Raw genomic sequence first — 24,038 nt, 5'->3', positions numbered from 1 at the left:
AGAAAATGGCTCTTTTGTCTAAGCTTTAAGTTGTAATTTTAAGGAATATAAATATGAAATCATGGCAGTAAATAAACCTTTTAATCTTAACAAATGGATTGATCAAAACCGGGAATCTCTTAAACCGCCGGTGGGAAATCGAAATCTCTACAAAGAATCTGAAGATTATATTGTGATGGTAGTGGCCGGTCCAAATGCGCGCAAGGATTATCATTATAACGAGACTGAGGAGCTTTTTTACCAGTTGGAAGGTGAAATAGAAGTGCATATTCAGGAAGATGGTAAGAAAAAAACGATGCAGTTAGGCCCGGGCGATATGTATTTACATCCCGGCAAAGTGCCACATTCACCGGTTAGAAAAGAAGGTTCTATTGGGCTGGTTGTGGAGCGAAAAAGGCTTCAGTTAGAGGGTAAAGACGGGCTTTTATGGTTTTGTGACAATTGTAACCATAAATTGTATGAAGTTTATTTCCCGCTGGAAGATATCGAAAAAGATTTTTTAAAGCATTTTAAACATTTCTACGGAAGTAAAGAATTACGAACCTGCGATAATTGCGGGGAGGTAATGCCGGTAGATGAACGTTTTGTAGCCGAAACGGAATAGATTAAATTTTTTATATTTTAGCATAAAACACACAAAAGAACAGATAAAATTTACAAATTAATGAGTGAAGTAGCAGAAAAATTCGGAATTAAACAAGCTTTGAAAGATCTTGGTTTGCAGGAAACCAATAATGGAACTTCTACCGGAGAAGATTTTTTTAGTAGTGGTGAAGTAATTGAATCTTATTCTCCTGTAGACGGGGTTTTAATAGGAAAAGTAAAAGCAACAACAAAAGAAGATTACGAAAAAGTAATTACTACCGCTGAAGCAGGTTTTAAAGAATGGCGCACCTGGCCAGCACCTCAACGAGGTGAAGTGGTTCGGCAGTTCAATGATGAATTAAGAAGACTAAAAGAACCTTTAGGGAAATTGGTTTCCTACGAAATGGGAAAATCTTACCAGGAAGGTTTGGGTGAAGTCCAGGAAATGATAGATATCTGCGATTTCGCAGTGGGACTTTCGCGGCAGTTACACGGATTAACCATGCATTCTGAACGTCCCGGGCATAGAATGTACGAGCAATACCATCCGCTTGGTGTGGTTGGGATTATCTCGGCATTTAACTTTCCGGTTGCAGTTTGGTCGTGGAATACGGCTTTAGCCTGGGTTTGTGGTGATGCCTGTATTTGGAAAGGATCAGAGAAAACTCCATTAACTTCCGTAGCATGCCAAAATATCGCCGCGCGCGTTTTTGCTGAAAATAATGTTCCGGCAGGGATTTCTTCATTAATCACCGGTGATTATAAAGTGGGTGAAATGATGTCCAATGATAAACGAGTGCCTTTAATTTCGGCTACCGGTTCTATTAGAATGGGAAAAATAGTTGCCCAGGCCGTAGCCGCAAGATTAGGAAAATCGCTACTTGAATTAGGAGGAAATAACGCAATAATAGTTACGCCAGATGCCGATATTAAAAATACGGTAATTGGTGCAGTTTTCGGTGCCGTGGGTACTTGTGGACAGCGTTGTACTTCTACCAGGCGGGTAATTATTCACGAATCTATTTACGATAAAGTAAAAGATGCTATTGTAAAAGCTTATAAGCAGTTGCGTATTGGAAATCCATTAGACGAAAATAATCACGTGGGGCCGCTTATCGATAAAGATGCGGTAAAAAATTATCAAAGTGCTTTAGATAAAGTTGTGGAAGAAGGCGGTAATATCTTAGTTGAAGGTGGCGTTTTGGAAGGCGAAGGTTATGAAAGCGGATGCTATGTAAAACCAGCCATTGCCGAAGCAAAAAATGAATTTAAAATCGTACAGCACGAAACTTTTGCACCGGTGCTTTATATTATGAAATATTCTGGAGATGTTTCTAACGCCCTGGAATTACAAAACGGCGTAGTGCAGGGGCTTTCTTCAGCAATAATGACCAACAATTTAAGAGAAGCCGAACGTTTTCTTTCGGTAGAAGGTTCAGATTGCGGGATTGCGAATGTGAATATTGGAACATCTGGTGCTGAAATTGGTGGTGCTTTTGGCGGTGAAAAAGAAACCGGTGGAGGAAGAGAATCTGGGTCTGATGCCTGGAAAGTCTATATGCGCAGACAAACAAATACTATTAATTACACCACTGAATTACCATTGGCGCAGGGAATCAAATTCGATTTGTAGCTTTTTAAGGCTGTTATAATCGTCACCCTGAACTTGTTTCAGGGTCTAACATGTAGATAAAAACAACTTAAATTCTGAAATAATCCCGAAGCTTTGGGACAGAATGACGGAGTTGGCCTAATTGGAAGTCTTAATTCCTAAAATCTCAAAACCTCATAGCATTTAAAAATCTGTGAGGTTTTTTTGATTTTCAAAATGTAACATCTAAATTTTTATATCGTATTTATTATAAAGTAATCTTTTCAAATTATAAATTATGAGATATTTCTACAGTATCATGTTTTGTACATTCTTTGTCTTTAATTCTTTAAATGCACAGCATAACGAAGAATTACAGGAAATGGCCAATGCCGACCAGGAGGAGCGTTTGTCTGGGACTGACTGGAAAATAATTAATGCCAACGATAGTATTAGGCTGGCCAAAGCAACCCAATGGTTTGAGAATGGAAATTTAAGTACGGCAAAAGATTATTTTAATGCGGGCATTATTTTTCAGCACGGCAGGGATACCATGGCTTCTGGTAGGGCGGTAGAAAGTTTTAAAAAGGCCATAGCATTAGATTCTACCTTAAACCGCTGGTGGTATGCTGCTGCAGTAGATCGTGATTTGATGCGACGGGGAGAACCGCAAATTTACGGCACCCAACACGTGGTGGAAAATGGTAAACCAAAGAAATATAAAATGGATACTACCAAAGTTACTGATACAGAGCGAAGCTATTACCGTGTACCAAGCCTTGCCCAGCAACGTGAAAATGCCAGGCTAAAAAGTTTGAAGCAGGTATCTTTGTTTTATACCGATAATTTGGATATTGATAAGACGATCTCTTTAATTGAGTCACAGTTTAAAAAAGGAAAACAAAGTGATTACAATGTGTCTGAAAATACCATTAATAGTTTTGGCTACCAGTTAATTGCAGAGAACAAGCTTAAAGAGGCTTTAAAAGTGTTGCAGCTAAATACAGAGTTATATCCCAAAGCTTCAAATACCTGGGATAGTTATGGCGAAATTTTACTGAAATTAGATGAAGAAAAAGCAAGTATAAAAGCTTATCAAAAATCTTTAGAGTTAAACCCAGATAATGAAAATGCGAAAAAAGTTTTAGAGGATTTAGAGTAAATTATAATTCGGTCTTAATTTATGGTATTTATACTCGAAATTTTATATTTTGCTGTTATTCAAAAATAGAGTTATGAGCAAAATAGATAAAGAGACAATTAAGAAAGAACATAAAAAACGGCAGGACGAATTTGAGGAAGGTGATATAGATAATGTACTGGAAGATGAAGAAGCTATAAAATCTAAATTCGAGAATAAAGGAAAGTTACAGCGTTATTTAGATGATGCTATGATACTTTTTAGTTTACTTAAAGATTATGCCAATGGAAATTACAGGGAAGTTCCATTTAATGTAATTGCCGCTATTGGTGGCGCTCTTCTTTACGTGCTGTCGCCAATAGATCTAATCCCCGATTTTATTCCAATTATCGGTTATTTAGACGATGCTGCGGTGATTGCTTTTTGTTTAAATCTTATTGAGAAAGATTTAATAACTTATAAAGTTTGGAAGAGAGATGGCGCTTAAAATCTATTGGTCACTAATTGTAATAGCTCAATAAAAAGAGGCTGTTTGAAAAGTTATAAATCGTCATCCTGAATTTATTTCAGGATCTAATTTGTTGATAATTAAATAACATGTTAGAAGCTGAAACGAGTTCAGCTTGACGAGAACAAACTTTTCAGACAGCCTCTTATTTTATAATATTTTCGGTAATTACAACCTTCCGTTAGCTTCAACCCATTTAAAAGTATGTTGATCTTGCGGAATGGCCATACGGTCTGCAATTCTTCGCATTCTATCTGGTAATTTCATTAAATAATCCCTGGCTTTTTCAGCTTCATCAGTTAGGGAGCGCATTTTATCTATTTCCCAGTAGCTATTAAGTTTTTCAAGAATCTCTATATAATCGTAAGTAGTATATACGCCAAGTCTTTGCGCTGCATTAGAGAAGTTCTCAAAAGCTTCAGCAATTCCCTGTCCGCTTTCACGCAAAAACTGTGCGGGCATAACGATCTTTTTTTTCATCATATCGTGAAAAGCCAACATCATTTGGCTGGGATCGTGTTCAAAGATTGTTTTTACAAATTCCCGGTAAGCCATATAATGCCTCATTTCGTCTCCGGCAATAATATTACACATTTTCCCGAGCATTTTATTGCCTTTCTTTTTGGCCAACTGGCCAACACGTTTGTGTGAAATATTGGTAGCTAATTCCTGAAAACTGGTATATACAAAGTTTTTATAAGGATCACGACCGGTTCCAATATCAAAACCATCACTTATTAAATATTGCGTAGTTTTTTCGATTTCACGCATATTTACCCGGCCCGAAAGATAAAGGTACTTGTTAAGTGTGTCTCCGTGTCGGTTTTCTTCTCCCGTCCAGTGGCGAACCCATTTAGACCAGGCGTTTTCTTCCCCACGGCTTTTGCCGTGTTGCTTTACACCTTCCATATCCATAAGCCAGGACTCGTAGGTGGGCAAAGCTTCTTCGGTAACCATATCGGCAACTAAAACCACCCAAAAATCGTATTCAAGTTCTTTAGCTTCTTCCCTAATTTGGGTAAGTTCATTCATATAATCTTCTCCCTGTAAATTGGGAAGCAAATCTGTAGGTTGCCAGATTTCTTCTACCGGGATAAGGTATTTTTCTATGAAACCGTCTACCTCTTTCTCAACGGTGTTCATTACTTCTAATCTAATATTGTCGAGGGCCATTTTATATTTATTGGAACAGGCATTTAGGGATCCTGCTATATTTATAATTATGCTACAAAAATTATGCTTAAAGTTTTCACTAATATAATTTAGCTTAAGTAAAAGTCAAAATCTTTAAAGTACAAAGATATAAAGAGTAAAGGCGTTTTCTGGTAAAATCGTCTTAATTTCTACCTTCCTCATCAGGATATAGTTTAAAAACCGGCTCACTTTGCCAAATTTCCTTTGAATTTACATCTATAGCCGATAATTTCCCCATAAAAGCGGCACCGGTATCTACATTCCAGATGTTTGCCCGTTTTACCGGGGCATCTTTATTAATTCGGGTTACCGGGGTATGCCCAATAAAGATTTCATTAAAAAGCCTTAAGCGTTTTGGATAATTTATATCATCTGGTTTTATATTTTTATCTAAAGAAAGTACCATTTCCCATAAGGTTCTATCCCAATAAAAACCAGTGTCATGATATTCCTGTTCGGGCCCGTGTTGGTTGGTGAAGCCGGCGTGCACAAAGAGCCTGTTTTTCTTATCGATATAATAATTCACCATTTGATTAAAAAACTCGATATGTTTTTCTATTTCTTCCGAAGAAAAATTTCTATACGCATCAATACTTGATTGGCCGCCATGTTCGAGCCATTTTTCGTTAAGTTCACCTGATTCAAGCCAACGATGGGTAAGATCGTCGTGATTTCCACGGATGAAAATACAGGTGTTTTGCCTGGCAAATTCTATAAGATAAGAAACCACGTTAGCAGAATCACTCCAGCCGTCTACATAATCACCTAGAAAAATTAACTCATCATCTGGGGTGACTTCAATTTTTTCAAGGAGTTGTATTAAAGCTTTTAATCCGCCGTGAATGTCTCCAATAGCAATACTTCTGCCCATATTAATTGTATTTTACTTTTCTTAAAATTCGCATACTTTCTTTGTAATAGTTATAAACTTCCTGACTGTATTCTTTTAAATATGGTTTTGCTTCTTCCAGTTTTTCTATCGCCTGCTCAAAATTATTTAAATAACAAAGTCACAACCATCCGAAAGTTGAAAAATAAAATAGCCTGAGAATCCCTTATTTTTGTTTTGGACAAAAAAAATAATTTTTATGGGACTCTTCAGGCGCACTAAAAATACAAACAAACCTCTTCTTCGACAAATAATTGACCTATGTCCTCGCTGGATGCTCACGCGTTGTGCCGATGAGCACAATGGCGACAAGGGGTGCAGCAGATATAAGACCTACGATCAATTCGTTGCCCAAACTTTCGGACAGCTGAATAAATGCTACACTCTTAGTGACATTTCCACTGGTATCGGGGTCAGCGAAACATTTATTTCGGATTTGGGTCTTGAGCAGAGCCCAGCGCGTTCTACCATGAGCGATGGCAACAAAAAGAGGAGTTATAAAGTCTTCGAGAGCTTATATTACCGGTTGTTAGGGCACTATGGCCGACTATTGTCGAAGCACGGACAGTCTCATATAATCAAGGAAATCAAAGACCGTGACATAAAATTGATCGACAGCACCACGATCAGTCTATGTCTGTCCATGTTCGATTGGGCAAAGTTTCGGACAGCTAAAGGAGGTATAAAAATACATACCTGCTGGGACGATGCCATGATGATCCCCGATATGGTCAATATAACAGAGGCAAAGCTCCATGACAGCAAAGGACTGGCCCAATCCGTTTTCCGAAAGGGAACGGTCATCGTGGAGGACAGGGCGTACTTCGATTTTCTGTTGATGCGCCAGAGGATCGCGGCAGAAAATGTTTTTGTCACTCGCATCAAGATCAATACGGTCTATCAAACCTTGGAAGAACTGGAGCTCCCCGAAGGTAGCGATCAGGATATCCTAAAAGACGAGATCATCGTTTTACCAAGCAAGAAGGCCGTGGAAACAGGCATTGCGGAACACCCTCTCCGGTTGGTGCACGTTTATAAGCAGGACGAGAACAAAGTGATAGAAATAATCACCAACAACTTGGATTGGAGCGCCAGGACCATCGCGGACCTTTATAAAAAACGATGGGATATTGAACTTTTTTTTAAGGCGATAAAACAGAACCTCCAAATAAAGACCTTCCTTGGAACCAGTGAGAACGCCGTAAAATCACAAATATACATCGCGCTCATAACCTATTTGCTGCTCCAGATAATTGTGAGGACAATAGCCAAAAAAGAACATGCATTTTCCAATTTCGTGGAAAAGATCAGGATCTGTCTATGTTTTTATCTTACCCTCGATTATGCCTGCAATACCGTAGGAGAAGGGGCGAAAAGAATAAGGGGTCAGACCAAACTCCACTATAGGGTAGATCCAGACTTATTTTCTCCCATTAGCCCTAATTGAAGCCTGAAAATAGGGGTGGCCGAAGGTTTTAGGTTTAAAGTCAAAAACTTTCGGATGAGTGTGTAACAAAGTAAATAAGTTGAAGGCAAATTTTTAAGATCTTTTGTTTGTTGTTTGTCTAATGGAAGTTTCTTTTTAAGCCTTTCCAAAAGCTTGCTGTTTATGTTGTAAATATGATAAAGCGTTTTTTTGTCGAATTCGGGTGGTTCAAATAACAACTTGCTTTCAATATCATAACTTACACTGTCTTTAAAACGAATAATTACCTCTTCTAATGGATAAAATCGATATTTATCGTGTAGTCCCAATTGCACATATTCCAGGATTTTAAATTGCTCCTCGGTAAGACTGATGCTTACCTGGTCAAGATCTGAATAAAATAACTTTACCTGCTCATTTATTAATTCTATATCTACGCGGGAATAAAATGTTTCGTTTTTTGCCTGAATCTTTTTTCCTGCCCAACACACTACAAAATATTCTTTAAAAACCTTATAAGTGGCGTTGTAATCTTTTCTTTTCTGAAGAAAATCGAAGACCCCGTCCAGGGTTAATTCAATATTATTATGGGAATGTTTTTCTATAGAATTTACTATTTCTGAATTCACATCGGTAATTTGAATGTCAAAAACTTTTGGCATACTAATGCTGCCATCTCGAAGAAAAACCGAACCACCATAATATTTCCAGATATTCTTTCTAAGCGAACATATTTTCCCGTGATTGGGTCTTATACTTACCAAACCAACCACGAGATTCCCCGGCAAATGTGGAAAGGGAATATTTTCATAAGAAATTAACGGCGGATTGCTTAAATAAGCATTTACGAGATTCTGAATTTTGCTGTCATCAAAAAAGTCGGTGCCTACAATGCTATTGTCTTCATCCTGAACCCCAATAACGATATAAGAATTGTTCTCGGGATTAGAATTGGAGAGTGCGCAAACGTGTTTTAAAAACTTGGCTTTTCCTTCTCTTTCGCCAATATTAAGCTTTAGCTTTTTGTCGTAAAAGCTGTTCTCGTCATTGTGGGCGAGTAGGTTTTTTATTAAAAGCCGTTTGTTAATCATATTACCTTTGTCATTTCCGCGAAGGCGGAAATCTCTCTTTAGTTATTCCTATTACGCATCTGCGTTAAACCGTATCACTTTTCAATATTTTTATTCCTAAGGTATTCCAAAAACTAAACCTACAAGGTTTTTAAAACCTTGCAGGAAGTAAATCTCAAGAAATATTAATTCTTATTCACCGTAGTGCTATTCGCCTGCGCCGTAGGCATCACCACTAAATCTGCAATATTTACATGATAAGGTCTTGTGACCACAAACCTGATTATATCGGCTATATCTTCTGGGCGTAGTGGTTGAAAACCATCATAAACACTTTTCGCCTTTTCGGAGTCGCCTTTAAATCTCACTTCGCTAAATTCTGTTTGGGTAAGTCCGGGGTTTACGGCGCCAACTCTAATTCCATGTTTGTTGAGGTCTATTCGCATTGCCTGGTTTAGGGCATCTACTGCATATTTACTGGCGCAGTAAACATTACCGTTTGGGTAAACTTCTTTCCCGGCGGTAGAACCAATATTGATGATATGCCCACTACCCTGATGTATCATCTTAGGGAAAATCGCTTTGCTCACGTAGAGCAAGCCTTTCACGTTAATATCCAGCATTGCATCCCAATCGTCTATATTTCCCTCCTGGATTGAGTCTAAACCGTGGGCATTTCCAGCATTATTTATAAGAATATTTATTTCACTAAATTTCTCTGGAAGACTTTTTATTTTGTTAAAAACCTGTTCTCTATCCCGAACGTCAAAGCAAAGTGTAGAGACAGCCACCCTTTTAGATAATTCTTTCTTTAACTCATCCAGGCGTTCTTCTCTTCTTCCGCAAAGAACAAGATTAATGCCCTCTCTTGCGAGGGCTCTGGCGGTAGCTCTTCCAATTCCGCTGGTGGCGCCGGTAATTAATGCTGTTTTCATAAATTTTTTTGTGTCAATTAAGTGTCTACAAGAAACTAGGTTGTCCTTACATATCCAATTTAAAATCCTGTTAAATTTAGTTAATCTCAGTACTTGTATAAAATTAAATCGATTATGCTGCGTTTTCCTCTCTAAACAATTAATAAACCTATTTATGAAAAGAACGATGAAGAACCTTAAATTAAAAAGCTTATTGCTTGCAGCAGTAGTTGCTTTTGGATTTACCAGTTGTAGTGATGATGATGAAAATGGAGTAGAAGAAGGAAACGCCCAGTTAACGGTTAGAATGACAGATGCTCCCGGAGACTACGATCAAGTTTGGGTAGATGTTCAGGATGTAATGATTAAAGCTGAAGCCGAAGTTGGTGAAGAAGAAGGAGCGTGGGAAAGCCTTGCTAATGTAGAAACAGGCCGTTATGACCTGTTACAATTAACCGGAGGAGTATCACAATTATTAGCCGATGTTGAAATTCCTGCAGGTTATCTTGATCAAATAAGATTGGTTTTAGGACCTGACAATGCTGTAGTAATAGATGGAGACGAAATCCCTATGGCTACGCCAAGCGCACAACAATCTGGATTAAAATTAAATGTACAAAAGGAATTGGAGGCAGGAGTAAGTTACGAATACCTTCTGGATTTTGATGTAGATGAATCTGTTGTGGTAACGGGAAATTCAGGATATATACTAAAACCTGTAATTAGAATGTCAGCTATGGCTAATACCGGTTCCATTGTTGGTGAAGTGCATCCTAACGAAACTAGATCTTTGGTAAAAGCCCAGAATGCAAGTAATACTATCTCAGCTTATACCGATGAAGGTGGGAATTTTGCGCTACACGGTGTTCCTGCAGGAACCTACCAGGTAACCATCACACCAGATGCTGAAACCGGCCTGGAAATGATAACCGAGGACAATGTAGAAGTAGAACAAGGTGAAGTAAACGATCTTCAAACTATTTACTTAGAATAATTAGAATAAATACCTCATAAAAAAAGAGCGGCTATTTTTGGCCGCTCTTTTGTTTTTTAACCATACATTAACAGCCTAAACGCTAATAATTTTCCAATTTGCGGCCACGAATTTAAGGTCTTAAATACGCATAAAATGATAGATAACAACGCCTCTGTAGATATTGCAAGTTTAAATGAAAAAATAGAGAGGGAAAGTGCTTTTGTAGATTTACTTAACACAGAAGTCAATAAGGTTATAGTAGGGCAGAAGCATATGATCGAGCGCTTGCTTATAGGTTTATTGGGGCAGGGACATATTTTGCTTGAAGGTGTTCCCGGTTTGGCAAAAACCCTGGCTATTAATACACTTTCCCAAGCCGTTCACGGCAGTTTTAGTCGAATTCAGTTTACACCAGATCTTTTACCTGCAGATGTTGTGGGAACCATGATTTATAATATGAAGCTGAATGATTTCAGCATTAAAAAAGGACCTATTTTTGCGAATTTCGTCCTGGCAGATGAGATTAACAGGGCCCCTGCAAAAGTACAATCGGCTTTACTGGAAGCTATGCAGGAAAAGCAGGTGACCATTGGGGAAGAAACTTTTATTTTAGATAAGCCGTTTTTAGTAATGGCTACGCAAAACCCGGTGGAGCAGGAAGGGACTTATCCTTTGCCTGAAGCTCAGGTAGACCGTTTCATGTTGAAAACCGTTATAGATTATCCCGAAATTAACGACGAGCAATTAATTATGCGAGCTAATCTTAGAGGAGAATTTCCAAAGGTAAATCCTGTGGTGAGCATCGAGCAAATTTTACGTGCTCAACAAGCCGCCAGGGAAGTTTATATGGATGAAAAGATTGAAAAATATATTCTCGATATTATTTTTGCAACTCGAAATCCTGAAAAATATAATTTAAAAGATCTAAAACCTTTAATAAGTTTTGGCGCTTCGCCAAGGGGAAGTATAAACCTGGCAAGAGCTTCAAAATGTTATGCTTTTATAAAACGCAGGGGATATGTAATTCCTGAAGACGTTAGAGCGGTGGTTTTAGATGTACTTCGTCACAGAATTGGAATTACCTACGAGGCTGAGGCCGAAAACGTAACTTCAGAAGATATTGTGCATAAAATAGTAAACGAGATAGAAGTACCATAAATCTCATTTTTTCACCTAATTTTTGCATTTTCCAATTATTTGCTGTGTAAAAACACAACCGCTTCCTAATGGACACCAAAGAGCTTTTAAAAAAAGTAAGAAAGATTGAAATAAAAACCCGGCGTTTGAGCGATCACGTTTTTGGCGGGGAGTATCATTCTACTTTTAAAGGCCGTGGGATGACTTTTAGCGAAGTGCGACAATACCAATTTGGCGATGATGTTAGAAATATAGACTGGAACGTAACTGCACGCTACAGCGAACCCTTTATAAAGGTTTTTGAAGAAGAGCGCGAGCTTACCATGATGCTTATGGTAGATGTTTCGGGTTCAGAATTCTTCGGAACACAAAATCAGCTCAAAAAGGATGTAATTACCGAAATTGCGGCTACTCTGGCTTTTTCGGCTACTCAAAACAATGACAAGATTGGGCTGATGCTTTTTTCAGATCAAATAGAACTTTATATTCCGCCTAAAAAAGGACGTTATCATGTATTGCGCATTATAAGAGAGCTAATAGAGTTTAAGCCAAAGTCTAAGAAAACCGATATAGCTGTCGCTATAAAATATCTGTCTAATGTGATGAAGAAAAAGGCGATTGTCTTTATGCTTTCAGATTTTATGGACGACGATTATCAGCAAACTTTAAAGATTGCAGGCAATAAACACGATGTTACGGGAATTAGGGTTTACGATTCGGCTGAAGAAGAGATTCCCAATTTAGGTCTGGTACAAATGTTGGATGAAGAAACAGGCGAGTATGTTACTGTAAATACCGGCTCAAAATCGGTTAGAAAAAATTATGCTGAATATTATCGCGGAAGAGCAGCTTATTTTAACGAAAGCTTTACGCTTAGCGGTGCAGGGGTGATCAATAATCGCGTAGACGAGAGTTACGTAAAAAAATTACTGGGCTATTTTAAAAGAAGAGGTTAAAAACAAATGAATAATAGATTAACAACAACATTAAATATTTATAAAGCGGCAGCCTTGCTGCTTTTTCTGTTGTTATCTTTTCAGGCTTTTGCCCAGGAACCTCAAATAAATGCTAAAATAGATTCTTCTTCCATCAAAATCGGAGAGCAAATTATTTTTAGTATTGAAGTAGAAACCGATTCAACCAATCTGGTGGTTTTTCCTGAAGGGCAAACTTTTGATCCTATGGAAATGGTAGAGTCTTTAGGTTCCGATACTACTACGGTAGAAGGCCGTTTTAGACTTTTAAAGAAATATTCGCTTACCCAGTTCGATTCAGGAGCATATACTATTCCGCAGCAAAAAATTATTATTCAAAACCGGGAATACTTAACCGATTCTTTTAGGGTTGAGGTTGCCGATGTAAAGGTTGATACCACCCGGCAGAAAATGTATCCTATAAAACCGGCGGTAGATGTACCAAAACCTTTTAGTATTCCAAACTGGGTTTGGTGGTTACTTGCTATATTGGCTTTGATTGGGCTTGCATTTTATTTCTTCAAAAGAAGAAAAAAGAGAAAAGAAGCCGAGCCAGAATTACCGCCTTACGAGCAGGCTATGTTTGAGCTGAAACAGCTGGACAATTCATCTTTACTGCAAGACAGAGAGATTAAAGAGTATTATTCACAACTCACCTTTATTGTAAGGAAATACCTGGATAGGAAAATCTATGACAGGGCGTTGGAAAGCACAACTTCAGACCTTATCGCTTATTTGGAGCTGAAAAAACAGGCTGGGGAGTTAAGCCTGAAAGATAAATCTATAGACAATCTTCAGCAACTATTAAGACGAGCCGATTTGGCCAAATTTGCCAATTCGCGACCCGATGTAATTACTGCAAAAAGCGATCGCACCAAAGTCGAGCATTTAATTAAAGACATTAGGCAGGTGGTTCCTGAACCTACCGAGGAAGAATTGATGCAGGATGAAAATTATCGCAGGGAAATACTTTTAAAGAGAAGAAAAAGAAGAATTATTGCGGTTATAGGAGGCATTCTTATTCTGGGAATTATAGTGGTTGCTATTTTAGTAAATACTAAAGGTTTCGGTTTCGTAAAAGATTCAGTATTTGGGAATGAAACCAAGGAATTGCTTGAAGGCGATTGGATTAAAAGTGAGTATGGAACTCCCACCGTTACAATTACCACACCCGAAGTTTTAATGAGGCACGATGTAAAAAGAGGAGACGAGCTCCAGGAAATGTTGTTGGGCAGTGAAACCTTTGATTCAGGCACCCTGGAAGGCAATCTATATATTTTACTTATTACAGGGCCGGTTAACCCACAAGGCGATTTTGATTTGGAAAAAGCGGTAGACGGAATTTATGAAAACCTGGAGAGTCAGGGTGCCCGTAATATTATTATGAAAGAAGAAGAATTTTCTACTATAAATAACGCCAAAGGAATAAAGGTTTTTGGAACTTTTGATCTTGAAAACCCAATTACCGGCGGCCCAATTAAAAAGGAATATGCTATACTAAACTTTGGTGAAAATAGCGGTTTTCAGCAGGTTATGGTAGTTTTTGACGAAGACGATGAGTATGCCGAAGAAATTTTACAACGAGTAGAAAATTCTATAGAATTAAGAAATCAGTCTAATTGATGTTTGCTAACCATACATTCGAAAATCCAGAATTTTTCTGGCTGTTATTGCTGCTTTTGCATGCAACGGCCTGGTATTTCTGGAAACGAAAGCAGCAAACTCCAGAACTTAGAATGTCTAGCGTTAAAGGTTTTAAAGTAAAGCAATCGCTGCTTTCAAAATTAAAACCCATACTTTTTGTACTGCGGTTACTGGCTTTAGCTTTATTAATTGTAGCAATGGCGCGGCCAAGAACGGTAGATGTGACCACACAAAGCAGCAATATTAGGGGTATAGATATTGTAATGGCCATAGATGTTTCAGCAAGTATGCTGGCCAGGGATTTTGAACCTAATCGCCTGGAATCTGTAAAAGAAGTAGGTGCTGAATTTATAGAAAATCGTCCTACAGATAGAATTGGTCTTGTACTTTTTGCGGGGGAAAGTTTCACAAAAACGCCTATTACCAGTGATAAAAGTATTGCTTTAAGAGCAATTGAAGAAATTGAATACAGTAATATTTTGCAAAGTGGGACGGCAATCGGCTCAGGCCTGGCAACTTCGGTAAACCGCTTAAAAGATAGCGATGCTGAAAGTAAGGTGATAATTTTGCTGACTGATGGTGTAAATAATTCCGGGTTTATAGATCCAAAAATCGCCAGTGAGCTGGCCGTAGAATTTGGGATAAAAACCTATACCATTGGCGTGGGAAGTAATGGGAATGCGCTTACACCGGTAGGAGTTTTACCTAACGGAAGGTTTCAATATGGGGTTCAAAAAGTTGAAATAGATGAAGCTTTATTACAGCAAATCGCTGCAGATACCGGCGGAAAATATTTTAGGGCAACTGATAATGAAACTCTCGAGGAGATTTATGAAGAAATAGACAGCCTCGAAAAATCTGAAATAGAAGAATTCAGATACTATAATTATACCGAAAAATTCAGGCCTTATGCTTTACTGGCTTTAGGATTATTGCTTTTTGAAATAATCTTGCGGTATACGGTATTTAGAGGCTTTATTTAAAAATTGGAAAAGAAGGTTTAATGATCTTAGAAGAGAAAATATATTTATGGCTTTTACTGCTTATTCCGGTGGTAATCTTGCTATACCTTATTTTTAGGCTTTGGCAGAAGCGCGCACGCTCCAGGTTTGCCAAACCTGAACTTCTAAGTTTTTTATCACCAAACAAATCGGCATTTAAGCCTGTTTTAAAGTTATTGTTCATTCTTGGCTCACTTGCCAGCTTAATTTTTGGGCTTGTAAATCCTAAGCTAGGTTCTCAGTTAGAAACCGTAAAACGCGAAGGGGTAGACATTGTTTTTGCTGTAGATGTTTCAAAAAGTATGGAGGCCGAAGATATTGCACCCAATAGATTAGAGAAATCGAAGCAATTGGTTAGACAAATAATTGGAAATTTGGGAAGTGACCGGGTTGGAATTATAGCCTATGCAGGGAGCGCTTTTCCGCAGTTGCCAATTACCACCGATTACGGATCGGCAGAAATGTTCCTGGAAAGCTTAAATACCGATATGATTTCGTCGCAGGGTACAGCGATTAGTGAGGCCATAGAGTTGGCAACCGGTTTTTTTGACGATAACCAGCAAACTAACCGGGTGATGTTTATTCTAAGTGATGGAGAGGATCACGCAGGGAATGTTGAAGATATGGCCGAACAGGCAGCTGAAGCCGGAATTAGAATTTACACCATAGGAGTAGGAACCACCAAGGGAGGCCCAATTCCTATAAAACGGAATGGAGTGGTTCAGAATTATAAAAAAGATAGCCAGGGAGAAACAGTAATTACAAAACTTGACCCGGCAATACTTCAGGAAATTGCTAAAGAAACAAATGGCGAATATATAGATGGAAGCGTAACTGCTGAAGTAACCAAAAAAGTCCAGGAAGAGTTGCTTACTATTGAAAAAACAGAATTTGAAGCCAAACAATTTGCCGATTATAAATCCCAGTTTCAGTGGTTTGTAGGTTTGGCAATCCTATTGCTATTGCTGGATGTATTTATGCTAGAAAGAAAAACCAGCTGGATAAGAAAGCTGAATTTATTCAACGAAAAAAGAAAAATAGAGGAGTGATTCAATGAGAGGTTTTTCAGCAAACATATTACTCGATAATCGAGATTTAAATACTATGGGGTTTGCCGCCAAATCCAAATATTCACCTGGCTCTCAATTCTTTTTGAGCTTTCTTCGAGTTAGTTTATGTGTGTTTTTTGGGTTGGTACTTGGATTTCCGGTAATAGCCCAGCAACAAAGTGATAAAGAAAGAGAAAAAGCCCAAAAGGAAGCACGGCAATTTATGCAGGATGCTGATGTAGCTTTAGGAGAGAATAATTTTCCTGAAGCTGAGGCTGCATATAGAAAAGCAATCGCAAAAGATCCTGAAAACAGCGATGCGCGATATAATATGGGTAATATGTATTATACCCGGGAGAATACACCGCAGGCGGCTCAACGCTATAAACAGGCGGCTGAGGTTGCTGAGAACAAAACTACCAGACACAAAGCCAACCATAATTTAGGGAATGCTTATATGAAGCAAAAAATGTATCAGGAAGCGGTAGATGCCTATAAAGATGCATTGCGAAATGATCCCACCGACGATGAAACCCGGTATAATTTAGCGCTGGCTAAAAAAATGCTGGAAGAGGAACAGGAAAATCAGGACGAAAACCAGGACGGTGGCGATGATGAGAATGAAGACCAGGACGAGCAGGATCAGGAAAATCAGGATCAGAATCAGGATCAGGAAAACGAAGATCAGCAGGATCAAAATGGTGAGGGAGATAACGAAGGTGACCAGGATCAACAAGATCAGGAACAGGAGGAACAGGAAGGCGACCAGGATGAGCAGGAGCAACAAGATGGCCAGGGTGATCAGGAAGAAGAGCAGCAGGAACCAGAGCAAGGCCAGCCCCAACCCCAACCGGCTCAGGGACAATTGTCACCAGAACAAATTCAAAGTTTGCTGGAGGCGATGAATAATGAAGAAAGAAAGGTGCAGGATAAAATAAATGCGGAAAAGCAAAAAGGTGCCAAAGTGCAATCTGAGAAAGATTGGTAAAATTTTTGATACATTTCTTTCCCAAATCATACTTATCCTAAAGAAAGGAATTTTTATAGATGAAGTTGAAATTTTTAATACTTAGCATTTTATTTTTTACCGGCTTTGGTTTACAGGCCCAGGTGAAGTTCGAAGCCAAAGTGAGCAAGGACAAACTTGGGGTAAACGAACGCCTTAGGGTAGATTTTGAAATGAACCAGGATGGCGATAATTTTCGGCCTCCTTCTTTTGATGGTTTTACCGTTGTAGGTGGCCCAAACCAGTCGGTGAGCAATCGTTGGATTAATGGTGACCGTACTTATTCTAAAACCTATTCCTATTACCTACAGCCCATTTCTCGTGGCAGTAAAACCATTACCCAGGCAGAGATTACCATAGACGATAAAATTTATAAAACAACCCCTATAGACATTCAGGTTACCGCTGCGGTAGATCAACCTACCGATGGTGATAATTCAGATCTAATTGCTTCAGACAACCTTCATTTGGTGGCCGAAATTTCTAATCCCAATCCTTATTTAAATGAAGGAATTACCGTAGTTTATAAGCTATTTGTAAGTCCGCGAATTAGCGTGAGCAATTTTAGGGAAGTAGATAGTCCTAAGTTTTCAGATTTCTGGAGTCAAAATATCGAAATAAGGGAGTTAAGGCCTGAAAATGGCGAGTACAAAGGGCAACCTTACCGCTACGTAGTACTTAAAAAAGCGGTGCTATATCCGCAGAAAACGGGAGAGCTGGAACTGGAACCCCTTACCTTGTCAGTTTCGGTAGATGTGCCCAGTGACAGGCGGGATATTTTTGGTAGTAGAATTTACAAAACCATAAATAAAACAGTCGCTGCCGGTACCAGGACTATAGATGTTAAGTCTTTACCCGATGGTAAACCTGCAGGATTTACCGGCGCGGTTGGAAAATTTAGCATGGATGTGAGTACTACTAAAGAAAAGCTAAAATCATCAGAATCATTGGAGGCTAAAGTGGAAATTAGGGGAAATGGGAATTTAAATTTATTTGAATTACCCGCGCTAGAAGTGCCATCTTCATTAGAAATGTATAGCCCTGAAAGAATAGAAAACGTTACCACAACGCTTAACGGGAAACAGGGGAGTATTATAGACAACTACACTATTGTGCCAACACGCAAGGGTCAGTATCCAATTAAGCCGCTAAATTTCTCTTATTTTGATCCGCAGAGCGAAACTTATAAAAGCCTGTCTTCTCAAGAAATTGTGATAGATGTAGAAGAAGGTCCGGTTAATACTTCTGGAGGCGGAATTGCAGAAAATAATAAACAAGCGGTTAATTTACCTTTAGAACAATTTAGGTTTATAAAAACTCAAACCAATCTTAAGCCATTAGAGCAGCAAGCCTTTTTTAGGTCATGGACTTATTGGGGTTCTCTTCTTTTACCATTTGCCGTGATTCCACTCTTTATTTTATTCGGAAAAAAGAGAGAAGCTATTGCTGCAGATGTTCAGGGAAATAGACTTAAAAAAGCGAATAAACTGGCGAGAAAATATCTTTCTGAAGCGAAGAAGAACCTTGGCGATCAGCAAACTTTTTATGAATCCCTGGAGCGGGCAATGCACAATTACCTAAAAGCGAAACTCCATATTCAAACTTCTGAAATGAGTAAAGATCGTATTTTAGAAATATTGAAGGAGAAAAATGTTCCTGATGAAACGTCTACTGATTTTATTGAGGTTTTAAAAAGTTGTGAGTTTGCCAGGTACACGCCGGCATCAAATTCTGCGCAGCAGGAAGATTACGATAAGGCTGTAAAAGTAATTTCAAAACTGGATAAAGAGATTTAGTATGAAAAAGCTGGTATTAATTTTCCTAATATTTGTTTCGGCTGCAACTCAGGCGCAAAACCCAACGCTTTTTGAGGAAGCAAATGAAGCCTACACAAACGATGATTTTGACACGGCCATAGCCAAATATGAAGAAATACTCGAAAATGGGAAAACTTCAGTAGCAACCTATTATAATCTTGGAAATGCACATTATAAATTAAATAATGTGGCCCCAAGTATCTATTATTACGAGAAGGCTTTGCAGTTAGATCCTACCGATGAGGATGTGCAGAATAATATAGAATTTGCGCGTAGCATGACTATAGATGATATTCCGGTTATTGAAGAAACGGGTTTTGAAAAAAGAATTAATCAATTTCTTTCTACCTTTTCCTATAATACCTGGGCTTACTTTTCAATTGCGTTATCAGTAATTTTTGCGGTACTTTTCATATTCTATTATTTTAGTAGAAAACCTCTTATAAAGCGGGCGTTGTTTGGATTTGCGATCTTTATATTTTTATTAGGCGGAATTTCAGTATTCTTTGCATTCCATCAGCAGGAGATTCAATTCAACAATCAATTCGCTATTATTTTTACTGAAGAAGCAGCCATAAAGAATGAACCTTCCCAGCGGGCTGATACCGCTTTTAACTTGCATGAAGGCACAAAAGCCAAAGTACTGGAAGATTACCAGGGATGGGTAAAATTAGAGCTGTCTAATGGAACACAGGGATGGACAGAGAATAATAATTTGAAGCGACTATAAGAAATATTGATATTAGTTTAACATTAAAGTATGAGTATTTCTTGCTAGTTAGAAGCATTTCTTGTTATTTTTGCCGCTGTGAAAACACCGGTCTACATACTAACATTTATTTTTCTGGCATTTATAGCAACGCCTAGCATTGTTGCCTACATAGATAATTCTGTAGATGTTTCTTTTGCCTTTAATGTAAATGAAGAGGAAAGTTCTTCAAAAAACCAGATTAACCTGGAATTTAATTTTGAAGAGCAACATACCAATTATGCCAGTATACATTTTCTTCAGGAACAGGATTATACCGGAGATTTTTATACCGAAAGTTATCCTGTGGTATTTTTAGACGTTATCTTCCCGCCACCCAAGAACGCTTAATCTAATTTAACTTTTTCTGAATTTTTATGAACTTTCTGCACCTTCTGCAGAATCTATGGCATTCGTATTTAGAATGTTATCAAAAATTCTATTCAACATTTTTAGAAATTAGATTATAGAGACACTTCTAAGTTAAAATTTTACTTAGGTCTCAATTAATAAAGCGTCATATGTTTAAACATCTTAATAAAGATTTCCCGGCAAGTATTGTAGTATTTTTTGTAGCCATTCCGTTGTGTTTGGGAATTGCACTTGCCAGTGGAGCCCCATTGTTTGCCGGTTTAATTGCCGGTATGGTTGGAGGTATAGTTGTAGGGAGTATTTCAAATTCTCAATTAGGGGTAAGTGGTCCTGCTGCCGGCCTTGCAGTTATTGTTTTAGGAGCCATTCAATCACTTGGTAGCTATGAAATATTCCTGGTTGCCGTTGTAATAGCCGGGCTTCTTCAAATTGTAATGGGAGCTTTAAAAGCCGGTATTATTGGGTATTATTTCCCTTCATCGGTAATTAAGGGTATGCTCGCCGGTATAGGTATTACCATTGCTATTTCACAAATTCCAAACGTCCTGGGCTTTTCCAGTGATTTAGAAATTTTCTCTATCGACGGCGGAATTGGTTCTGCATTTGGTAAAATAGCTAATAACCTTCATTATGGTAGTATATTAATCACTCTTGTTGCCCTGGCAATCTTACTATTGTGGGAAAAAGTGCTTACAAAAAAGAGCAAATTATTCAGCATTGTTCCAGGACCTCTAGTAGCCGTTGCTATGGGGGTAGTTTACTATATTGTAGTAGATGGTCCTGCTTTTGGGATCCAGGATTTTCAATTAGTAACCGTACCTGTACCAGATAGTGCTGCCTCTTTCTTTGGGCAATTTTCTATGCCTAACTTTGCTGAGATCGCTAATTCTGAAGTATGGATTGTTGCAATAACCATTGCCATTGTTGCCAGTTTAGAAACTTTATTAAGTGTTGAAGCCATAGATAAAATAGACCCTTTAAAAAGAACCACAAACACCAACCGTGAGCTTTATGCACAGGGAGCTGGTAATATGATATCTGGACTTATCGGTGGTTTGCCGGTTACACAGGTAATTGTAAGGAGTTCTACCAATGCACAATCTGGTGGTAGAACAAAATTGTCTGCCATTTTACACGGTTTTCTTATCCTTTTCTCCATTATCGCTATTCCAACAGTCTTAAATATGATTCCTTTGGCCGTACTTGCCGCAGTTCTTCTGCTGGTAGGTTACAAGTTGGCTAAACCGGCTTTATTCAAGCAAATGTTTAAATTAGGAAAAGGGCAATTTCTTCCTTTTATAATTACCATTCTTGGTGTTGTATTTTTAGATCTTTTAATGGGTATAGGACTTGGACTTGCAGTAGGTATTGGGGTTATTTTAATTAATAGCTACAAAAACTCTCACTTTCTGCATAAAGAAGGGTACGATGTTAATGATGGCCAGTACAAGATTACTCTCGCAGAAGAGCTATCTTTCTTAAACAAAGGCGCCATTCTAAGAGAATTAAATGAAATCCCTGATAACTCTACGGTAATTCTTGATGTAAGAAAAACCAGGGTGCTGGATTATGATGTTTTAGAAATTTTAGATGAATTCGCTGTAAAAGCAAAACGTAAGGATATCACCATTAAACTATTGTCCGGTAAAGGGGAAGTGACAAACCCTGATAGTTTCAGGAGATACTTTGGCTTAGATGTTCCGCTTTAAACCTGTAAGTTAAAAACTAGTTTTTAAAAAGAGGAAGTCTACACGTTAGACTTCCTCTTTTTTATTTCCGAAGAAATCATTTTCTTCATTTAATATATCCCTTTCTCTGGCTTCTCTTATAATAGAAGGGAGTATTGCCGGAGCTATAGTTTTTACAGGAGCATATAATTTAGATTCCTCCAGGCTTTCTTCACTTACCAAATCTATTTCTTCGTTTGTAGCGCCAAAAAACATAATAACCACACTCGCTAAAAACGCCATTTTTAATAAGCCAAAAGCAGCGCCAAGCAATTTATTCACAATGCCAAGGGCGGCAAAACCGGCCATTTTAGTTAAAATCTTTCCGGCAAGGGAGATTAGAAAAACAATAAGCACAAAAGTGATGGCGAAAGCGATAAGGTTAACATAATCTGAATCCCAATTCATATTTTCAGAAAAGAAATCGCTTAAAATATGCGAAAAATGAATGGCCCCATAAATACCGGCTACAATACCTACCAGGGAAGCAATTTCGGCCAGTAGGCCTCTAAAAAAACCTCTAACGAGTCCGTAAAGCAGGATTAAAGCCAGGACAATATCTACTGTGTTCATATTTCAAATATAGGTAAACTACCTCGGAGCAAGGTTACGAGGCATTCATTGAAAAAAAAAATTCAATTTCGAGGTATCCCGAAATGTCGGGACAAAGCATTAAATCTCGATTATCGAGTAAAATACCTTAGGTAAGTTTTTAGCAGCTAAAATTGAAAGAAATCAAATCTGTTAGGGGAGTATTTTCAAATACTAAGACATTATCTTTGCAGCATGACACGAGACGAAAATTTGAAAGGCAGGTGGGAAGGTTTGCAAAAGAAACTTTCTAACCAGTTTGCCGATGGAGAATCAATGGAGCTGGATGCGATAATTTATGTAATTGGCGTTCAGGAATTGGGCCAGCCTCACAAGAAATTCAAAAAAGACCATAAAATTGATTTAATGCATATTGCTATTTGCCGTTTGCTGGAACCTTACGGATATTATGAATTTGATTATTTTGATGAAGAAGGATGGCCGCATTATAAAATTTTAGAACAATTACCCACCTTGAAGGCCGGTGAGCAATCGGTTTTAATGAAAGAAGCCATTGTAAATTATTTTATCAATAACGAGTACATAGATTAAAGGCGCCACGTGCTGCCTAAAACTACATTTTTACTAAATTTGCCCTTCTGAAAAGAACAGGATCTCATGATAGATAAAATAAAGCAACATATTGGTGAAGTAGAAGCTTTTAAAACCGAATCGGCGAAAGAAGTAGAAGCTTTCAGAATAAAATATCTTGGTAAAAAAGGAATTTTAAACGATTTCTTCGCTTCATTTAAAGAAGTGCCTAACGAGCAAAAAAAGGAATTTGGCCAGGCAGTGAATTCCCTTAAAAAAGCTTCTGAGGCTAAAGTTGCACAGCTTAAAGAAATGCTGGAAAGCAAACAGGAAGAAAGCGGAGTTTACGGCGACCTTTCCAGACCGGGAGAACCTGTAGAGATTGGTGCGAGACATCCTATTTCTATTGTAAAAAACCAGATTATTGAGATCTTTTCAAACATTGGTTTTAATGTTTCTGAAGGGCCCGAAATGGAAGACGACTGGCATAATTTTACAGCACTAAACCTTCCGGAATATCACCCGGCTCGTGATATGCAGGATACTTTTTTTATTCAAACAGATCCAGATATATTATTGCGTACGCACACTTCTTCGGTGCAGGTGCGTTATATGGAAAATAACAAACCCCCAATTAGAACAATTTCTCCTGGAAGAGTTTTTAGAAACGAGGCAATTTCAGGACGTTCCCATTGTATTTTTCACCAGGTAGAAGGACTTTATATTGATAAAAATGTAAGCTTTGCCGATCTTAAGCAAACTTTGCTTTATTTTACAGAACAATTATTCGGAAAATCAAAGATTAGGTTAAGGCCTTCTTATTTTCCGTTTACCGAGCCAAGTGCCGAGGTAGATATTTACTGGGGCCTTGAAACCGAAACCGATTATAGAATTACCAAGGGAACCGGTTGGCTTGAAATTATGGGCTGCGGGATGGTAGATCCCAATGTGCTTAGAAATTGTAATATAGATCCTAAAGAATATTCGGGATTTGCTTTTGGAATGGGAATAGAACGCATCGCGATGTTGCTTTATCAAATAGGCGATATAAGAATGTTCTATGAAAACGACCTAAGATTCCTTGAGCAGTTTAAATCGTCGTTTTAATTAACCTGCCTTGGCCGAAAGCTAAAGCAAAATAACATTC

24 protein-coding genes are annotated in these 24,038 nt (G+C 38.1%); 18 read left to right on the top strand and 6 right to left on the bottom strand.

Features of this window, described 5'->3' with window-relative positions; all coding sequences use genetic code 11:
- Window positions 1-61 precede the first annotated feature (61 nt).
- The 4 genes from B5488_RS11250 (at window position 62) to B5488_RS11235 (ending at window position 3,804) form a co-directional block, all read left to right on the top strand.
- On the top strand, window positions 62-604 hold the full coding sequence (locus tag B5488_RS11250; RefSeq protein WP_079735350.1) for a 3-hydroxyanthranilate 3,4-dioxygenase: 543 nt from the start codon (window positions 62-64) through the stop codon (window positions 602-604).
- Window positions 605-664: 60 nt separating this feature from the next.
- Window positions 665-2,218, top strand: coding sequence for an L-piperidine-6-carboxylate dehydrogenase (amaB, locus tag B5488_RS11245; RefSeq protein WP_079735349.1), 1,554 nt, complete (start codon window positions 665-667; stop codon window positions 2,216-2,218).
- Window positions 2,219-2,474: 256 nt separating this feature from the next.
- Window positions 2,475-3,338 carry a tetratricopeptide repeat protein gene (locus tag B5488_RS11240; RefSeq protein WP_079735348.1) on the top strand — a complete coding sequence of 288 codons (864 nt, stop codon included), beginning with the start codon at window positions 2,475-2,477 and terminating at the stop codon, window positions 3,336-3,338.
- 73 nt (window positions 3,339-3,411) lie between these two features.
- On the top strand, window positions 3,412-3,804 hold the full coding sequence (locus B5488_RS11235; protein WP_079735347.1) for a YkvA family protein: 393 nt from the start codon (window positions 3,412-3,414) through the stop codon (window positions 3,802-3,804).
- Between the two features lie 189 nt (window positions 3,805-3,993).
- Here the strand turns inward: B5488_RS11235 and B5488_RS11230 are convergent, their stop codons facing one another.
- From B5488_RS11230 to B5488_RS18185, 3 genes are all read right to left on the bottom strand, one after another.
- Window positions 3,994-4,998 (bottom strand): acyl-ACP desaturase, encoded by a 1,005-nt coding sequence (locus tag B5488_RS11230; protein WP_079735346.1) that lies wholly within the window; start codon window positions 4,996-4,998, stop codon window positions 3,994-3,996.
- 163 nt (window positions 4,999-5,161) lie between these two features.
- On the bottom strand, window positions 5,162-5,890 hold the full coding sequence (locus B5488_RS11225) for a metallophosphoesterase family protein (RefSeq protein ID WP_079735345.1): 729 nt from the start codon (window positions 5,888-5,890) through the stop codon (window positions 5,162-5,164).
- A 1-nt stretch (window position 5,891) separates the two neighbouring features.
- Entirely contained in the window at window positions 5,892-5,990 is a 99-nt protein-coding gene (locus B5488_RS18185) for a DUF5929 domain-containing protein (RefSeq protein ID WP_317041986.1), read from the bottom strand.
- Between the two features lie 117 nt (window positions 5,991-6,107).
- Between B5488_RS18185 and B5488_RS11220 the strand changes: the two genes are divergently transcribed.
- The gene (locus tag B5488_RS11220; RefSeq protein ID WP_079736478.1) at window positions 6,108-7,355 is read left to right on the top strand and encodes an IS4 family transposase; all 1,248 of its coding nucleotides are present in this window, start codon (window positions 6,108-6,110) and stop codon (window positions 7,353-7,355) included.
- On the opposite strand, the gene B5488_RS11215 is transcribed toward B5488_RS11220, so the two are convergent.
- Window positions 7,310-8,425: a DUF5929 domain-containing protein gene (locus B5488_RS11215; RefSeq protein WP_079735344.1), complete on the bottom strand. Its 1,116-nt coding sequence runs from the start codon at window positions 8,423-8,425 to the stop codon at window positions 7,310-7,312. The genes B5488_RS11220 and B5488_RS11215 overlap by 46 nt on opposite strands.
- Before the next feature lie 164 nt (window positions 8,426-8,589).
- Entirely contained in the window at window positions 8,590-9,339 is a 750-nt protein-coding gene (locus B5488_RS11210) for an SDR family NAD(P)-dependent oxidoreductase (protein WP_079735343.1), read from the bottom strand.
- Window positions 9,340-9,493: 154 nt separating this feature from the next.
- Here B5488_RS11210 and B5488_RS11205 point away from each other — a divergent pair, with 154 nt between their 5' ends.
- From B5488_RS11205 to B5488_RS11155, 11 genes are all read left to right on the top strand, one after another.
- On the top strand, window positions 9,494-10,312 hold the full coding sequence (locus tag B5488_RS11205) for a DUF4382 domain-containing protein (RefSeq protein WP_079735342.1): 819 nt from the start codon (window positions 9,494-9,496) through the stop codon (window positions 10,310-10,312).
- A 135-nt stretch (window positions 10,313-10,447) separates the two neighbouring features.
- Window positions 10,448-11,452 carry an AAA family ATPase gene (locus B5488_RS11200; protein ID WP_079735341.1) on the top strand — a complete coding sequence of 335 codons (1,005 nt, stop codon included), beginning with the start codon at window positions 10,448-10,450 and terminating at the stop codon, window positions 11,450-11,452.
- A gap of 68 nt (window positions 11,453-11,520) precedes the next feature.
- Window positions 11,521-12,387: a DUF58 domain-containing protein gene (locus B5488_RS11195; protein WP_079735340.1), complete on the top strand. Its 867-nt coding sequence runs from the start codon at window positions 11,521-11,523 to the stop codon at window positions 12,385-12,387.
- A 6-nt stretch (window positions 12,388-12,393) separates the two neighbouring features.
- Entirely contained in the window at window positions 12,394-14,028 is a 1,635-nt protein-coding gene (locus tag B5488_RS11190; protein ID WP_079735339.1) for an LPXTG cell wall anchor domain-containing protein, read from the top strand.
- The gene (locus B5488_RS11185) at window positions 14,028-15,032 is read left to right on the top strand and encodes a vWA domain-containing protein (RefSeq protein ID WP_079735338.1); all 1,005 of its coding nucleotides are present in this window, start codon (window positions 14,028-14,030) and stop codon (window positions 15,030-15,032) included. Before B5488_RS11190 ends, B5488_RS11185 begins: the two co-directional genes overlap by 1 nt.
- Before the next feature lie 20 nt (window positions 15,033-15,052).
- Window positions 15,053-16,099 (top strand): VWA domain-containing protein, encoded by a 1,047-nt coding sequence (locus tag B5488_RS11180; RefSeq protein WP_079735337.1) that lies wholly within the window; start codon window positions 15,053-15,055, stop codon window positions 16,097-16,099.
- Between the two features lie 4 nt (window positions 16,100-16,103).
- Window positions 16,104-17,087 carry a tetratricopeptide repeat protein gene (locus B5488_RS11175; protein WP_231919728.1) on the top strand — a complete coding sequence of 328 codons (984 nt, stop codon included), beginning with the start codon at window positions 16,104-16,106 and terminating at the stop codon, window positions 17,085-17,087.
- Window positions 17,088-17,146: 59 nt separating this feature from the next.
- Window positions 17,147-18,901, top strand: coding sequence for a BatD family protein (locus B5488_RS11170; RefSeq protein ID WP_079735335.1), 1,755 nt, complete (start codon window positions 17,147-17,149; stop codon window positions 18,899-18,901).
- 1 nt (window position 18,902) lies between these two features.
- A complete protein-coding gene (locus B5488_RS11165; protein WP_079735334.1) occupies window positions 18,903-19,652 on the top strand; it encodes an SH3 domain-containing protein in 750 nt (249 codons plus the stop codon).
- 78 nt (window positions 19,653-19,730) lie between these two features.
- Window positions 19,731-20,021, top strand: coding sequence for a hypothetical protein (locus B5488_RS11160; RefSeq protein ID WP_079735333.1), 291 nt, complete (start codon window positions 19,731-19,733; stop codon window positions 20,019-20,021).
- A 170-nt stretch (window positions 20,022-20,191) separates the two neighbouring features.
- Window positions 20,192-21,751, top strand: coding sequence for a SulP family inorganic anion transporter (locus B5488_RS11155; RefSeq protein ID WP_079735332.1), 1,560 nt, complete (start codon window positions 20,192-20,194; stop codon window positions 21,749-21,751).
- Window positions 21,752-21,796: 45 nt separating this feature from the next.
- Here the strand turns inward: B5488_RS11155 and B5488_RS11150 are convergent, their stop codons facing one another.
- Window positions 21,797-22,342: a CvpA family protein gene (locus tag B5488_RS11150; protein ID WP_079735331.1), complete on the bottom strand. Its 546-nt coding sequence runs from the start codon at window positions 22,340-22,342 to the stop codon at window positions 21,797-21,799.
- Window positions 22,343-22,555: 213 nt separating this feature from the next.
- Here B5488_RS11150 and B5488_RS11145 point away from each other — a divergent pair, with 213 nt between their 5' ends.
- Together B5488_RS11145 and pheS are read left to right on the top strand one after the other, a co-directional pair.
- Entirely contained in the window at window positions 22,556-22,912 is a 357-nt protein-coding gene (locus B5488_RS11145) for a hypothetical protein (RefSeq protein ID WP_079735330.1), read from the top strand.
- Window positions 22,913-22,978: 66 nt separating this feature from the next.
- The gene (gene pheS, locus B5488_RS11140) at window positions 22,979-23,998 is read left to right on the top strand and encodes a phenylalanine--tRNA ligase subunit alpha (RefSeq protein WP_079735329.1); all 1,020 of its coding nucleotides are present in this window, start codon (window positions 22,979-22,981) and stop codon (window positions 23,996-23,998) included.
- Window positions 23,999-24,038: the final 40 nt, after the last annotated feature.

Source organism: Salegentibacter salegens, from assembly GCF_900142975.1.
Lineage (GTDB): Bacteria > Bacteroidota > Bacteroidia > Flavobacteriales > Flavobacteriaceae > Salegentibacter > Salegentibacter salegens.
Note: the sequence above shows the minus strand (reverse complement) of the source record. Positions and strands in the feature narration are given on the sequence as shown.